This is a genomic window from Cellulomonas algicola, from assembly GCF_003851725.1.
In the GTDB taxonomy this organism is placed as follows: domain Bacteria; phylum Actinomycetota; class Actinomycetes; order Actinomycetales; family Cellulomonadaceae; genus Cellulomonas; species Cellulomonas algicola.
This window is the reverse complement of record NZ_BHYL01000064.1, coordinates 1-14839: the sequence shown is the minus strand read 5'-3', so window position 1 is coordinate 14839 and position 14839 is coordinate 1. Positions and strand designations below refer to the sequence as shown.

Sequence of the window (14839 nt, the reverse complement as noted above, 5' to 3'; positions counted from 1 at the left end):
GTAGGCCGCCGCGTCGGCGTCGGTCGGCTCGGCCGCCGCGAAGACCGCACGGTCGGCGTGCCCGGCGAGCTCGTGCACCGTCGCGGCGACGGCGGCCGCCTGCGGAGCCGGCGCGTCGGCGAACGCGTGCGCGAGCGCCCGCGCACCCTCCTGCCGGGTCGCGAGGTCGGGCACCGGGCGGCGCAGGTCGTGCGCGTGGTCGACGACCTCCTCCCAGCCGCCCGCGACGCGCCCGACGGTGTCCGCCCGACGGCGACGACGTCGGCGGCGCCGCGCCTTGAGGACACCCACCACCAGGAACGGCAGGAGGACGAGCACGACCGGGATCGACGCGATCCCCGCGATCCGGGCCACCAGCCGCCACACGGCGTTGCCGTCGGCGTCGTCCTGGGGGTCGTCCGTCGTCGGCTGCTCGGTGTCCTCGTCGGGCGGCGTCACGGCGTCCGGCGGCGGCGGGGGCGGCTGGACGACCTGCGGGTCGGGCTGCGTCGGCGCCTGCTGCTGGTCCTCCTGCGGCGTCTGCGTCGGCGGCGGCGTCGGGTCGAACGGCACCCAGCCGTAGCCCGTGAACGCGATCTCCACCCACGCGCGGATGTCGTCGCCCGTGAGCTCGACCGGCTCGCCGCCCGACGGCTCGGGTTCGAAGCCGATCACGACGCGCGCGGGCAGGCCCATCTCGCGGGCCAGGAGCGCGAGCGCCGACGCGTACTGCTCGCCGTCACCGACCATGAGGTCGCCGCCGAGCAGGGCCGTCATGCGGAACGCGCCGTGGCCTGACAGCGACGGGTAGTCCTCGGGTGCGACGCCGTGGCTGAAGTACCCCTTCTCGGAGAGCCACTTCGTGAGCGCGGTCGCGACCTCGGCCGGGTCGCCGGCGTCGCGCGCGACGTCGGGTGCGGTCACCGCGACGACGTCGGGCGCCCCGACGACCTCCGGGAGCGTGACGGCCGCCGCGGGCGCGGCGCCGATGTCGGACGGGTCCGGCGTGGGCGGGACGACGACGTCGACGTCGTACGTCAGGCCCTTGCGCACACCGCCCACGAGCACCGCGGCCCCGGTCGCGTCGTTGTACCGCAGCGCGCCCGACGACGCGCCCAGGTCGAACGACGTCGCCATGCCGACCGTCGGCAGCCAGACGCCCGAGAGCGCCCCGATCTCGACCTCGACCTGCGCCTGGTCGCCGTCGACCGACGGCTCCAGCACCTCGCCGACCCGGCGGAACTCCCCCGACGCGTCGGCCGAGCCGTCCCCGGAGACGTTCCAGACGACCCCGTCGTAGCGGTCCATCGTGGCGAGCCGCACACGCGCTCCGTCGGGCAGGCCGCGCACCGTCAGCAGCGTCGTGTCCTCGCCGAGCTTGACGAAGTGCCGGAACGCCGAGAGCGGGCTCGGGTAGTCCCGGGGGTCGAACGGCGGGACGATCTCGTCGCGCACGACGTACCGCGGGGTGTCGCCGACGACGGCGGGCGCCCCGACGACCCCGGCCGCGACGGCCACCGCCACGAGCGAGCCGAGCGCCACGACGCGTCGAGGCCGCAGCAGACCCGTGCGGGCGGCGGCCCACGGCAGCAGCGCGAGCACCGCGACCGTGCCGGTGAGCGCGGGCGGCGGCACCGGGTCCCGCGTGCCGAGGACGACGACGGCGACCATGACGACGAGCGGCACCACGGCGGCGAGCGCCGCGACGGCCGGGCGGCGCACGCGCACCGCGAGCGTCACGGCGACCGCCGAGCCGACCAGCGCGAGCAGGTAGGCCGCGACGAGCAGCGACCCGCTGGTGCCGACCGGGGGCTGCAGCGTGAGCAGCTGCTTCCACGTCGACGCCGCACCGCGCGCGAGCTCGACCGCGGTCCGCGCGGTCGGCACGACGCCCGCGACCGTCGTCGACGGGGCCGCGAGCGGGCCGCCCGCGAGCAGGTAGGTGACGGTCAGCACGGCGACCGTCACGGCCGCCGACCAGCGACGCGCGGCGGCGGCCAGCGCGACGCCCGCACCGAGGACGAGGCCCCCGACGATCGCGGGCAGCGCGGCGAGGCCGCCGTAGACCGGCAGCAGCGGCAGCAGGACGAGCGCGAGCACGCCGACGAGCACGACGACGTCGACCGTCGCGGCGCGTGCCGTCCGCACGCCGATCACGGGCCTGGTGCTCACGCGACCACCCGGCGGAGCATGCGCGGCAGGTCGGACAGCGCCCCCGCGGTCGCCATGCTGAGCGTGCCCTGCGTGCGGACCGCGACCTCGGCCCCGCGCTGGCAGCGCACGACGACGGTCCGCGTGCCCGTGGGGACGTGCCGCGCACCCAGTCGCAGCGTCGCGTCGTCCACCGCCGACCCCGTCACGAGGATGGCGACCGACACGTCGGGCGTCTCACGCGCGACCCGGCGCCCGAGCAGGGCCGCGCCCGCCCCGCCGTCGGCCTGCGTGAGGCGCGCGCAGTCGTCGAGCAGCAGCGGCGGGGTCTGCACGCGCAGCGCCCCCGGACCGGCCAGCACGGCGATGTCGCGCTGCTCGCGGATCGTGTGGACCGCGAGGGACGCCACCACCGACACCGCGAGCTCGAACTCGTCGTCGTCCGCGTAGTCGCGCGGGTCCGTCGCGAGCGCGATCACCGTCTGCGTCCGACGGGTGTCCTCGAACTGCTTGACCATGAGCGAGCCGCGGCGCGCGGTCGTGCGCCAGTGGATGTACCGGCGGTCGTCGCCGGCGACGTAGTCGCGCAGCGCGTGGAACGACAGGTCCGAGTCGGACAGGTCGCGCGTCGACTGGCCCTCGAGGTCGCGCAGCACGCCCGAGCCCGACCCGCTGAGCCCCACGGTGAGCGGGTGCACGAACAGCTCGACCGGGGACGTCCAGCGGATGCTGCGTCGCACCAGGCCGAACGGGTCGCCGCGGACCGAGCGGACCGGCCCGACCACGACGACCGCGCGGCGCGACGTCGGCACCGCGAAGAGCTCGTCGTGCGACGCGCCGGGCGCGAGCCCGGGCACCCCGAGCTCGGCCACCGACGAGCCCACGGGGAGCTCGATCCGGGCCGGCAGCGAGCGCCGCCGCCCCGCGTTGCGCACCTCGACCCGGCCCACGGCGCGCTCCCCCACCCGGACGCGCCGGTCCGCGAGGTCGACCACGACGCCGAACCGCGACCGGCCGAGCACCATGAGCCCGGACACCACGAGGACCGCCGCGAGCGCGGCGCCGACGGCTGCCACCTCGAGCCAGCCCAGCCACCGGCCCGCGACGAGGCCGAGGACGGCGACGACCGCCGTCCCCCAGCCGAGGGGCGAGATGCGCACGGACACCGTCACACGGCTCGCAGGACCGGCGGCGCCGTCGTCTCGAGGATGCGCTCGAGCACGTCGTCCGCGCGCACGCCCGCGAACTCGGCCTCGGTGTCGAGCACGAGCCGGTGCGTGAGCACGGGCTGCGCGAGGTCCTTCACGTCGTCCGGCAGCACGTACTCGCGGCCCGCCGCCGCGGCCCACACCTTCGCGCAGCGCACGAGCGCGAGCCCGCCGCGGACGCTCGCGCCGAGGGCCGTCTGCGCGTCGGCGCGCGTGGCCTCCGTGAGGCGTGCGACGTAGTCGAGGACGGCGTCGTCGATGTGCACCGTGCGGGCCAGGTCCGCCATCGTGCCGACCGCCTGCGTCGTGATGCGCGGCGCGAGGTTCGTGGTGCGGTCGCGCGCGCCGGCGAGGATCTCGATCGTCGAGGCCCGGTCGGGATAGCCGAGCGACGTCTTGATCAGGAAGCGGTCGAGCTGCGCCTCCGGGAGGCGGTACGTGCCGGCCTGCTCGATCGGGTTCTGCGTCGCGATGACCATGAACGGCCGGCCGACCGAGTGGGTCACGCCGTCGACCGTGACCTGCCCCTCCTCCATGACCTCGAGCAGCGCGGCCTGCGTCTTGGGCGAGGCGCGGTTGATCTCGTCCGCGAGCACCACGGACGCGAAGACCGGCCCCTGGTGGAACTCGAACTTGTGCGACCCCTGGTCGTAGATCGTCACGCCCGTGACGTCCGACGGCAGCAGGTCCGGCGTGAACTGGATCCGGTGGTGCGTGCCCTGCACCGTCGCGGCCAGCGCCTTCGCGAGCGACGTCTTGCCCGTGCCGGGCGCGTCCTCGAGCAGCAGGTGGCCCTCGGCCAGCATCGCGGTGAGCGCGAGGCGGATCGTCCGGTCCTTGCCCAGCAGGGCCTGCCCGACGTTGGACACGAGCGTGTCGAACGTCTCGGCGAACCAGGCGCTCTGCTCGGGGGTCATCGTGTTCTCCTCCAGGGACGTGCGGGGTTCGAGGTGCGGGGTTCGGGGGTCACGGCACCGTGTAGGTGACGGGGTTCGACGCCGGACCGGCGCCCTTCTCGTTGCGGGCGGTCACGACGACCGTGACCTTGGCCCCGGTCCCGGGGTCCCCGAGGTCGCGCATGCGCCGCGTGCGAGTCGTGCCGTTCTCGTCGTCGCAGCCGACCTGGTTGCCGTCGACGGACCAGCAGACCTGGTAGGTCACGGACAGCCCGCCCGAGTCGGGCGCCGACCACGCCGCGGTGAGCTGCGTGGGCGCGTCGGTGGAGTTCGCCGTGAGCGTGACGCCCGTGACCTGCTTCGGCACCGCGCCCCACGTGACCACCGCGCTGTTCTGGCCCGGCGAGCTGGTGAACGTGCGGCCGTCGACCGTCGTGTCCGCGACGACCGTGAGCGTGACGCGCGTGCCCTGCCAGCGCCAGTTCCACCCGGACACGTCGACCGTCTGGCCCGACGCGCCGGTGCCGTCCGCGCGCTGACCCGTGTCGGTCTGCAGGCTCCACCGGTACCGCAGGTTGCTGCCGCCGTTGGCCGCGGCCGCGGACCAGCTGATCTGCAGCGTCGTGGGCCGACCGGCGGAGGTCGTGCCCGTGACCGTCGGCTGGGCGACGTTCGGCTGGCCGGGAGGCGTCGTCGCGGGGGCGCTCGCCGCCGGGCTCCACCCGCTCGACCCGGCCTGGTTCACCGAGCGGACCTGGAACGTGTACGGCTCGTCGCGGCCCTGCAGGCCCTCGGCGACCCACTGCTCGCCGCGGCCCACCGACCGCTCCGTCCCGTCAGGCATGCGGACGACGTACTCGGTGATCGGCGCGCCGTTGCCGTCGGCGCCGGACCACGACAGGCGGATCGCCCCCTGGCCCGCGAGCGACGTCGCCGTGAGGGAGGTCGGCGCCGTCGGCAGCCCGAACGTCGACGCGGTCGTGGTCCCGGCGGCGCCCTGGCCGGCCTTGTTCCGTGCGCGGACGGACACCTTGTACGGGTACCCGGTGCTCGCCTGGGTGAACGTCCAGCGCGTCTGCCCGGCGGGGACGAGCGCCGTCACACCGTTCGGGCCTTCGACCGTCACCTCGTACTCGGCGACCGGGTCGCCGTTGTCGGCACCGGGCACCCACGTCACGTCGAGCACGCGGCCCGTCTGCGAGTCGGTCGGCAGGGCCTGCACGGTCGGGGCGTCGGGCGCGCGCGCGGGCACCATCGGCGTCGACCACGGCGACCACGGACCCGGCTCGGGCGCGCGGTTGTGCGCCCGGACCTGCACCGTGTACGCCGTGCCGTTGCGCAGGCCGGTGAACGTGTAGCTCGTCGAGCTGGTCGAGACGCTCGCCGGGCCGCTCTGCGGCGACGGCGAGATCTGCAGCGTGTAGCTCGAGATGGCCGACCCGCGCGACGCCGGCGGGGTCCACCGCGCCGTGACGGCGTTGTCGCCGAACTCGAGTGAGGGCGTCGCGGGCGCGTCCGGGACCGCGTCGGGCCGCGCGGGCGCCGACGGCGCGCTCGGGTCCGACCAGCCGACGGCGTTGCGTGCGGCGACGGTGAACGTGTACTCGACGTCGTTCGTCAGGTTGTCGAGCGTGCACGTCGTGCTGGTGCACGAGCGCGCGATGCCGCCCGGGCTGGCGACGACGCGGTACTCCTCGATCGGTGCGCCGCGGTTGTCCGGGGCGTCCCACGACAGGACCACCGTGCGGTCGCGGACCTCGCCCACGCGCGGCGCGATCGGGACGGCCGGACGCCCGCGCACGACGAGGACCACGCGCCCCTCGACCTCGCGGTCCGGGTCGCCGGTCGCGTCCCGCACCCGCACGACGGCGACCATCTGACCGATGAACCCCTGGGCCGGGCGCAGCGACACCGACCCGTCGCCGACGGCGACCGTGCCCTGGCCCGACTCGACGCGCGCACCGACGACGGTCAGCGGCTCGCCGGGGAACGGGTTGTACGCGCCTTCCAGGACGTCGACGCGCCGCTCCTTGCCCTCCTCGCCGTCGGTCAGCGTCCGGTCGAGGACGACCGCGAGCGGACGCTTGCTCGCGACGACGCGCACGGCCACGGCCTGGTCGAGCGAGCCCGACCGGCCGTAGCCGATGCGGATCGGGAGCTGCGCGGTCTTGCCCTTCGGGGTGTCGCGGGCCGCCGCCACGTAGAGGATGCCGGCCTCGACCGTCGCCGTGAACCCGACCGGGCTCGCCCCGGTGAGCTGGTAGCTGTACTTCTCCGCGGCGCCCGACTGCCCCGCGGGACCGGTCGTGAACGCGCGGAGGTCGACCACCGAGGCCGCCTCGCCGGGGGCCACGTCGATCGTCGAGGGCGTGAACGTCGGCGGGTGGTCGTCGACCGCGTACACGTCGATGAGCAGCGTGAGGGGCGCGGTGTGGGCCGACGAGTCGCCCGCACCCGTGGCGTCGGTGACGACGAGCGTGATCGAGGCGGGACCGGCGTACCCGGGCGCGGACCGGAACTGCAGCGTCGTGTCGTCCTTGACGAGCCCGCTGCCGTCGGACTTGGTCGCGGTGACGCCGAGCGGGTCCGCGACCTGCGCGGTGCGGCCCGGGGCGACCTTGATCTGCTCGTCGAGCGAGATCTCGAGCAGCTCGCCCGTCGCGACCCGCAGGTCGGGGGCGCCGCGGCGCAGCGTCGGCGGGAAGAACCCGAGCGCGGGCACCGTGATGAACGCCCACGACGCGGCCTCGCCGGTCGGGTCGGTCGTGTTCGTCAGCCGGTACGGCAGCGTCTGCGCGTGGTCGACGAGCGTGATCACGACCCGGCCGTCCGGCGCCACGCGTGCGACGTCGGCGACCGACCGGGGCACCGAGACCTCGAGGTCGCTCAGCGGGCCGCTCGGGTTCTGCGCGAGCGTGAGGACGTTGACGGCGACCTCGGTCAGCTCGAACGTGTCGGCGGGCGGCACGACGACGTCGGCGGCGATCGGTGCCAGGACGGGGGCGTCGCGCGTGACGGTCACCGTGAGCACGGCGGTGTCGCTCCCGCCGCGCGCGTTGGTCGCGGTGTACGAGATCTGCAAGATCCCGTCGCTCTCCGGGGCCCGCACGATGATGCGTCGACCCTCCACCCGCGCGGAGGCGTCCGTCGGCGACGTCACGAGCTCGTCGGACAGCGTCAGGTCGCCGCCGCTCGAGTCGACGTCGTTGGCGAGCACCCGCACCTCGACCGTGCGGCCCGGGGCGACCGTCACCGCGTCGTCGCGCGCGACGACGGTGGCCGCGGTCGTGGGCCTCTTGGCGATGCCGACCCGGATGTCCGCGACGGCGCGCTGGCCGGTCCAGTCCTCGACCGCGTAGCTGAACGTGACGGTGCCGAGGTCGTCCTGCGCCGCCTCGTAGACCAGGTAGTCCGCGCCGACCTCGACGATCCGGCCGCGCTCGGGCGGCTTGGCGAAGCCGAGGAGCGCGACACCGTCGCCGTCGTCGTCGATCCCGACGAGCGGGACGTCGATGCGGACCGTGTCGCCCGCGAAGACACGCGCCTCGAGGTCGCGCGGCCGCGGCGGCGCCTTGGTCGCGGCGTCGGACGCGTGCACGCGCACCGTGAGGGTCGCGGCGGTCTCGTTGCCGGTCTCGTCGCGGACCACGAACGTCGCGCGCGCCGTCATCGGTGTCGACGGCGCCTGGTAGCGCAGCACGTCGCCCGACACGAAGAGCAGCCCCTCGCCGTCGCCGAGCGGCTCCGCCAGCGTCGGCTGGACGGTGAGCCGGTCGCCGTCGGGGTCGTACGCCGTGTCGAGCACCGGGATGGTCACGACGCCCCCGGTGCGCACGGACGCCTCGACGTTGCGCACCACGGGCGGCTGCGACGTCCCGGTCGCGGCCACGGGCCGCACGACGATCTCGCCGACCGCCTCCTCGCCGCCGTTCGACACGACGTACCGCAACGACACGGGCTCGGTGAGCGTGCGGTCGGCCGTGATCTGGACGTACCGGTGCTCGAGGACCGCGGCGTGCAGGCCGAGGCCGGGCGGGACGTCGACGTCCTGCAGGACGAGCACGCCGCCCGCCGGGTCGGAGTCGTTCTCGAGCGGGTCGATCGTGACCTCGCCGCCCGCCGGCAGGTACGCGACGTCGCGCACCGCGACGGGCGGGCGTGCCTGCTCGGGCCACTCGAGCACGTCGACGCGCGCGAGACCCGTCGCCTGCTGCGGCGCCGCGGTCACGACGAACGGCACGTAGTACGTCTGGGCGCGCGGCGCGGAGAACGTGAACGTGCCGGCCGCGAGGTCCGCCTCGACGGTCGCGCCGACCACCTGGTCGACGCTCGCGAGCCGCGGTGCCTCCTGCGACGACGAGCGCACCGCGTCGAGGGGCCGCAGCGTCACGGCCTGCCCGACGTAGGTGACGGCGTGCACGGGGTCGATCTGCGGCGCGAGCGAGCCCGCCGGCCGCACGTCGACCTCGAGCGAGCCCTCGACGGTGTGCGTGCCGTCGGAGACCAGCACCGTGACCGGTGTGCGGCCGAGCCGCCCCCCGTCCGCCCGGAACGTGAGCGACCCGTCCTGGCGGAACCGCACCGTCCCGGCCGCCGCGTCGGCCGACGCGCCGACGAGCACGAGGTCGTCGCCGTCGGGGTCGCGGAAGTCCGCGAGCACCTGGTAGTCCGCCTCGCCGCCCGCCTCGACGCGCAGCGAGCCGTTCCGCAGCTGCACGGGCGGGTCGTCGAGCGAGCCGTCGCGCGCCGTCAGCCGCACGCGCGCGGTCGTCGGGGAGCTCGTGCCGCGGCCGTCGTCGACCGTGTACGTGAACTCGGCCGTGCCGGTCGCGTCGGGCGCGACCGCGACCTGGAGGGACCGGCCGCCGAAGATGGGCTCGACCGTGCCGAACTCGGGCGGCAGCGGGTCGACGGTCGAGATGACGAGGATCCCGCAGTCGGACGAGGAGTCGTTGTCGATGACCGGCAGGATCGTCGTCCGGCCGGGGCGCACGCCGAACTCGTCGTCCGCGGCGACGGGCGCCGCCGACGAGTCCGAGCACTCCGTCACGAGCTCCTGCGTGGTCTGCGGGGTCTGCGACTCGTCCTCGGCCTCCTCGGGCTCCTCCTCGGGCACGACGTCCTGCCAGTCCGGTGTGCGCAGGTCGGTGTCCTGCGTCGGCATCCAGACGCGGCCGCGCAGCGTGTCGTTGAGCACGACGATGCCGTGGTTGACGCGGAAGACGAGCACGTCCTGCGCGGACATGTCCTGGAGGTTGCGGACCTGCGGCTTCGTCCCGTCGCACAGCTCGAGGTACGAGCCGACGGGCGTCGCCCACGCGGCGTGCGCGCACGACCCGACCTGCACGGGCCGGGCCGGGCGGCCCTCCCCCGTCGTCGGGTGCTCGACCACGTCGCCGCCGTCGAGCGGCACCTCGAGCAGCGCGTCGCGGCTCGCGACCAGCACGCGCGACGACTGCGGCCCCGGCTCCTGGAGCGCGAGGTCCTCGCCGTCGAGCTCGACCGTGCCGTGCAGCGTCCGGACCGTGCTGCCCGAGAGCACGACGGGCTCGTCGCCGACGGCCGTCACGGAGTCGATGTCCCCCTCCCCGCGCAGCGTGCCGCCGGGCGTGGTCGTCGGGAGCTGCGACAGGTCGACGCGCGTGACCTCGCCGTCCTCGGCGACGGCGAGCGCGACGCCGCTGCGCGCGACCACGACCGTGCCGCCGTCCCCGACCTCGGCGTCGGCCGGGTCCTGCGGGACGTTGAGCCGGTCGAGCTGGTCGACCGTGCGCACCCAGGCGTCGCCGCCCGCGGCGACCGCGACCGTCCCGGCCGCCATGGAGACGTCGGCGCCGGCGACGGCCACCGCGGTCGTCTGCGTGACGGACGCCGGGTCCACGACCGAGAAGCCGGTCGCCTCGAGCAGCAGCACGTCGCCGCCGTCCTGCTGGACGTCGAACGTGCTGCCGCTGGTGACGACGCCCGCGTCGAGCTCCTCGACCTGCGCGTTGAACCGGCCGAGCTTGAGCTGGCTCGTGTTGGTGAGCCACACGCCGCCGTCGTTGAGGTCGACGCGTGCGAGTGGGAAACCTTGGTCGACGAGCGCGAGGACCGCGACGACGGCGGGCAGCGTGACCACGGCCATCGTCTTCGTCGCGCGGCTGCGGACCGTCTGCCAGCTCATGCCGAGCACCCCTGCGCGGGCTGCGCGGACGACGACCGGTCGGCGCGGACGATCGACACCTCGATGCACACCTGGCCGCCGGGCGCCTGCTCGGCGGGCACGGTCACCGTGGGTGCGTCCGTGAGCTGCGGCGTGGGCTCGCCCGTCGCGGTGCGGACCGCCCACAGGTAGCGGTCGCCCTCCGCCGGGTCGGGGTTGACCCAGGTGAAGACGACGGAGCCGTCGGCCTGCGGGGTCGCCCGGATCGAGTGCGGCGCGGGCACGACCCCTCCCGTCACCTGCGGCGCGTCGCCCGACAGGTCGTCCTGCGTCGGTGAGGTGCGCGGCGGCGGGTCGCTCGACAGCGTCGCGACCGCGACCGCGGTCACGGTGCCGAGCAGCACGACGGCGGCCGCGACGCCCGCGAGCACGCGGGTGCGTCGTGACGCGCCGGGACGCTGGTCCTCGGTCGCGACGGCCGGCTCGTCGGGCACGACGAACGCGGACGGGCGCGGGGGCTCGGGCCGGGCGTCCGGGGGCACGACGTGGACGCCCTGGAGCCGCGTCGGTTCGTCGGCGTCGGGCGGCCGCGGGACACCTGGCGTCGTGCGCGCACCGGCGTGCGGGTCGAGCGTGACGACCGACCGGACCCGGGTCGCGTCCTCGGGCTCCGCGGACGGTGTGACCGGCAGCGGCTCGACCGGCTCGTCGCCGTCGTCGGACAGGTCGAGCGGCGTCACGGGGAGGCGGAGGGCCGACTCGACGGCCTGGAGCGCCCGCCCCATCGCGGCGGCCGACGAGAACCGTCGCTCGGGGTCCTTCGCCATCGCGCGCTCGAGCACGTGCTGCAGGCCGACCGGCACGTCGTCGCGCCCGGTCGGCGGCAGCGGCGAGCGCTCGATGCGCGCGACGAGCTGCTGCGCGCTGTTCTGGCCGCCCGGGATCTCGAACGGCGTGCGGCCCGCGAGCAGCGAGTAGACCGTCGCACCGAGCGAGTACACGTCGGAGCGCTGGTCGCCCGTCGGGTGCTCGCTGAGCAGCTCGGGGGGCGACCACGGGATCGACATCCCGACCGTCGCCCCGGCGCCGTGCCCGGTGGTCGCGGCGATGCCGAAGTCCGTGAGGGCCGGCCAGCCGAAGTCGGTCGTCAGGACGTTCGCGGGCTTGATGTCGCGGTGCAGGATGCCCGCGCGGTGCGCGGTCTCGATCGCCGACGCGAGGCGCACGCCGATCCGCAGCGACTCCGCGACGGAGATCCGCTCCTGCCGGTACCGCTCGGCGAGACCGGGCCGCGAGCAGTACTCCATGACGAGGTACGGCCGGCCGTCGGCCGCGATCGCCGCCTGGTAGATCGTGACGATCGACGGGTGGTGCGACAGCTGGGCCATGAGGTTGGCCTCGGACTGGAACCGCGACCGGACCTCGTCGTCGAGGCTGCCGGCGAGCAGCACCTTGACCGCGACCTCACGTCGCGGGAGCTCCTGCTGGTACAGGAACACGTCCGCGAAACCGCCCAGCCCGAGGACCCTGAGGAACTCGTAGCCGGGCAGTCGCGGCGGGGAGGAGGCTTCGCGGCGTGCGGTCACGACCCCCGCTCCACGGTGAACGTCACCCCGTCACCCAGGTCGACGACCTCGTCGGTCGCGACGACGCTCGGCTCGCCGGGGTGCAGGCGGCGCGCGCCCTCCCCCGGCCGGGCGACGTGCACGCCGTTCGTGGAGTCGAGGTCCGTGACGAGGACGTGGTCGCCCTCGACGCGCACCTCGGCGTGCGTGCGCGAGATGTCCTGCTGCGGGCTGGGCACCGTGACGAGGCGCGGCAGCTCGCGGTTGGTGACGCGCGCGACCTGCGGCGCACGGCCGAGCAGCACCGCGCGGTCGAGCGTCACGACCAGGCCGGTCGACAGCACGAGCTTGGCCGGCTCCGCCGCCGCGGGGACCGCGAAGGGGCCGGGCACCTCGTCGGCTGCCCAGCTGGGGAGCTGGTCGCGGATCGCGGCGAGGTCCGACGACAGGATCGTGAGGCCGTCGTGGTCGTCCGGCGACGCGGGCGGCACGGGCTGGTCGACGGGACGCACGGGCGGCAGGTCGACCAGACCCGGACGCTGCGCGTGCTGCTCCAGGAACTGCTCGGCGGCCGCGACGACGTCGTAGCGCGGCTCGGTCGGCTGCGGCTCGAGCGGGTAGGCCGCCGACGCGGGCGTGCGCACGGTGTGCTCCCACGCGTCGTCGGCCGGGGTGACGGGCTCCTCGACGACGTCCGCGACCTGCGCCTGCGGGGTGTCCTTGGTGAGCGCGACGGGCGCCGCGGCGGGCTCGGCCTCGACCACCGGCTCGGGCGCCGGCTCGACCGCCACCGGCTCGAAGGCCGCGGGCTCGACGGCCGCAGGCTCGTCCGCGACAGGCTCCGCCGGGACCGCCGCGGGCGCGACCGGCTCGACGGCGACCGGCGCCACGACGACGTGCTCGACCTCGGCGGCGGGCGCGGGGGTGCCCTCGGCGTGCGACGACGCGTGGTCGTCGACCGACGGCTCGCCGGCGGTCGGCTGCGCCTCCTCGACGACGGGCTCGACGACGGGCACGACGACCTCGGCGACGTCCACGCGCACGGTCCCGGCGGGCGCGACGCCCTCGACGAGCGGGAGCGTGGGCGCGTCGGGCGCTCCATCGGCGCGCGCGACGACCACGCCCACGGTCTCGAGCACCTGCTCCGACCACGTGCGGACGGCCCCGGCGCGCAGCACCTGCACGGCGCCGTCGGTCGCGGTCACCTCGACGTCGACGTCACCGCGCACGGCGACGTGCACCCGCGTGCCGTCGACGGACGCGACGGCGAACGGCGGCAGCGCGGCGAGCCCGTCGCGCGCGAGCACGTCGAGCACCGCGAGGACGCCCTGCGGCGCGGCGTCCCACAGCGCGCGGGCGACGTCGGCGTCGGCCTGCGGGCCGACGAGCGCGACGAACCCCGGCCGGACGACCGCGGTCCACTCGCCGGCGCTGTACTGGGGCACGCTCATGTCGGGGTCTCCTGGTCGCGAGCGGTCGGGGGTGCGGACGAGAGTGTGCCTCCATGGTCCGACGTCCCGGGGGAGGTTGACGAGGGCCGCGCGGGCGAACGGGGCACGGTCGCCCCGTTGAGCATCTCGTCCCACTGGGTCGGGGCGAGGTCGGCGCCGATGCGCGGCACGGTGATGTGGACGTCGTCGAGCGCCCCGGCCGCGGTCGCGACGTCGACGACGACGGCGCTGACGTTGTCGCGCGCACCCCGCGCGAGCGCGGCCTGGACGAGCTGCGTCGCGACGTCCTGCGGGTCGCCGACGGCGGCGAGCACGGCCGCGAGGTCCTCGTCGTGGAGCTCGCGCGTGAGGCCGTCGGTGCAGATGAGGAGCCGGTCGGTGAGGCCGGCGGGCAGCAGCCAGTAGTCGGGCTCGGGCGGCTCGCCGGTGCCGAGCGCGCGCGTGAGGACGTGCCGCTCGGGGTGCCGCTCGGCGTCGGCGGTGGTGATCTCGCCGAGGTCGATGAGCTCCTGGACGACGGAGTGGTCGACGCTCACCTGCTCGAGGACGCCCTCGGACCAGCGGTAGACGCGCGAGTCGCCCACGTTGAAGACGAGCCAGTACGACCCGCCCTCGTGCTCGGTGACGGCGACCCCGGCCACGGTGGTGCCGCCGCGTCGCCCGCCGGTGAACTCGCCGCGGATGCGCGCGGCGGTGCGCGTGAAGCACGCGTGCACGTCGTCGGCGGTCGCGGCGAGCTGGCCCGCGAGCTGGGCGAACTCCTCGACGGCGATCCGGCTCGCGAGGTCGCCGGCGTCGTGCCCGCCCATCCCGTCGGCGACGAGGAAGACGGGCGGGTACGCGAGCAGCGCGTCCTCGTTGACCTCGCGGACGAGGCCTCGATCGGTCGCCGAGCCCCAGGACGTGCGCACGCAGCCCCCTCCTCGGTCCGGACGACGCCTTGGGGCGCCGCGCATATGGTGCCTCACCAGGGCCGGTCCCACACAAACGAGGACCGACGAGCGGTCAGATGCCGAGCTGGAACACGCCCCAGTAGGCCAGGACGACAAGAAGCACGGCCGACCCGACGACGACCGCCCACCCCGCGACGACGCGCAGCACGCCGCCGGCGACGGGCGCGTGCGCGACGCCGAGCCGGTGCACGCGCCGGGCGAGCACGACGCCCGCGACGACGGCGCCCACCCCGAGCAGGCGCACCAGGAGCCACCCGCCCTGCACGACCCAGTCGTTGCGCTCGTAGTCGAGCGCGAGCCGGGCGACCGCGACGAGGTACACGACGAGCGCGACGACCGTGACGACCGTGCCGACGCCCAGCACGGTGAGCCGCGACGCGACGCCGGGGCCGAACCGGGCCGGTCGCGCCGCCACGGGCACCGGGCTCGCGGCCTCGGTGCCCGGGCGCCGGCGACCCACGCGCGCGCGCACGGCCTCGACGGTGCGCGCT

The 14839-nt window shown here is 75.7% G+C and carries 7 protein-coding genes and 1 pseudogene; all 8 read right to left on the bottom strand.

Going from position 1 to position 14839, the window contains the following annotated elements; translation table 11 throughout:
• Positions 1-2151: transglutaminase-like domain-containing protein (locus CTKZ_RS05130; RefSeq protein ID WP_235843349.1), on the bottom strand; the 2151-nt coding region annotated here is incomplete at its 3' end.
• Complete coding sequence (locus tag CTKZ_RS05125; RefSeq protein WP_235843348.1) at positions 2148-3290, bottom strand: DUF58 domain-containing protein; 1143 nt, start codon at positions 3288-3290, stop codon at positions 2148-2150. The genes CTKZ_RS05130 and CTKZ_RS05125, both read right to left, overlap by 4 nt.
• Before the next feature lie 8 nt (positions 3291-3298).
• Positions 3299-4255, bottom strand: coding sequence for an AAA family ATPase (locus CTKZ_RS05120; protein WP_124341941.1), 957 nt, complete (start codon positions 4253-4255; stop codon positions 3299-3301).
• 49 nt (positions 4256-4304) lie between these two features.
• Positions 4305-10400 (bottom strand): Ig-like domain-containing protein, encoded by a 6096-nt coding sequence (locus tag CTKZ_RS05115; protein WP_124341940.1) that lies wholly within the window; start codon positions 10398-10400, stop codon positions 4305-4307.
• On the bottom strand, positions 10397-11965 hold the full coding sequence (locus CTKZ_RS05110; RefSeq protein ID WP_124341939.1) for a protein kinase domain-containing protein: 1569 nt from the start codon (positions 11963-11965) through the stop codon (positions 10397-10399). The genes CTKZ_RS05115 and CTKZ_RS05110 overlap by 4 nt, the downstream gene beginning before the upstream one ends.
• On the bottom strand, positions 11962-13395 hold the full coding sequence (locus CTKZ_RS05105; protein ID WP_124341938.1) for an FHA domain-containing protein: 1434 nt from the start codon (positions 13393-13395) through the stop codon (positions 11962-11964). Before CTKZ_RS05105 ends, CTKZ_RS05110 begins: the two co-directional genes overlap by 4 nt.
• Positions 13392-14306: a PP2C family protein-serine/threonine phosphatase gene (locus CTKZ_RS05100; protein ID WP_124341937.1), complete on the bottom strand. Its 915-nt coding sequence runs from the start codon at positions 14304-14306 to the stop codon at positions 13392-13394. The genes CTKZ_RS05105 and CTKZ_RS05100 overlap by 4 nt, the downstream gene beginning before the upstream one ends.
• A gap of 94 nt (positions 14307-14400) precedes the next feature.
• Positions 14401-14839, bottom strand: a pseudogene (locus CTKZ_RS05095) (alpha/beta hydrolase family protein); the annotation flags it as partial.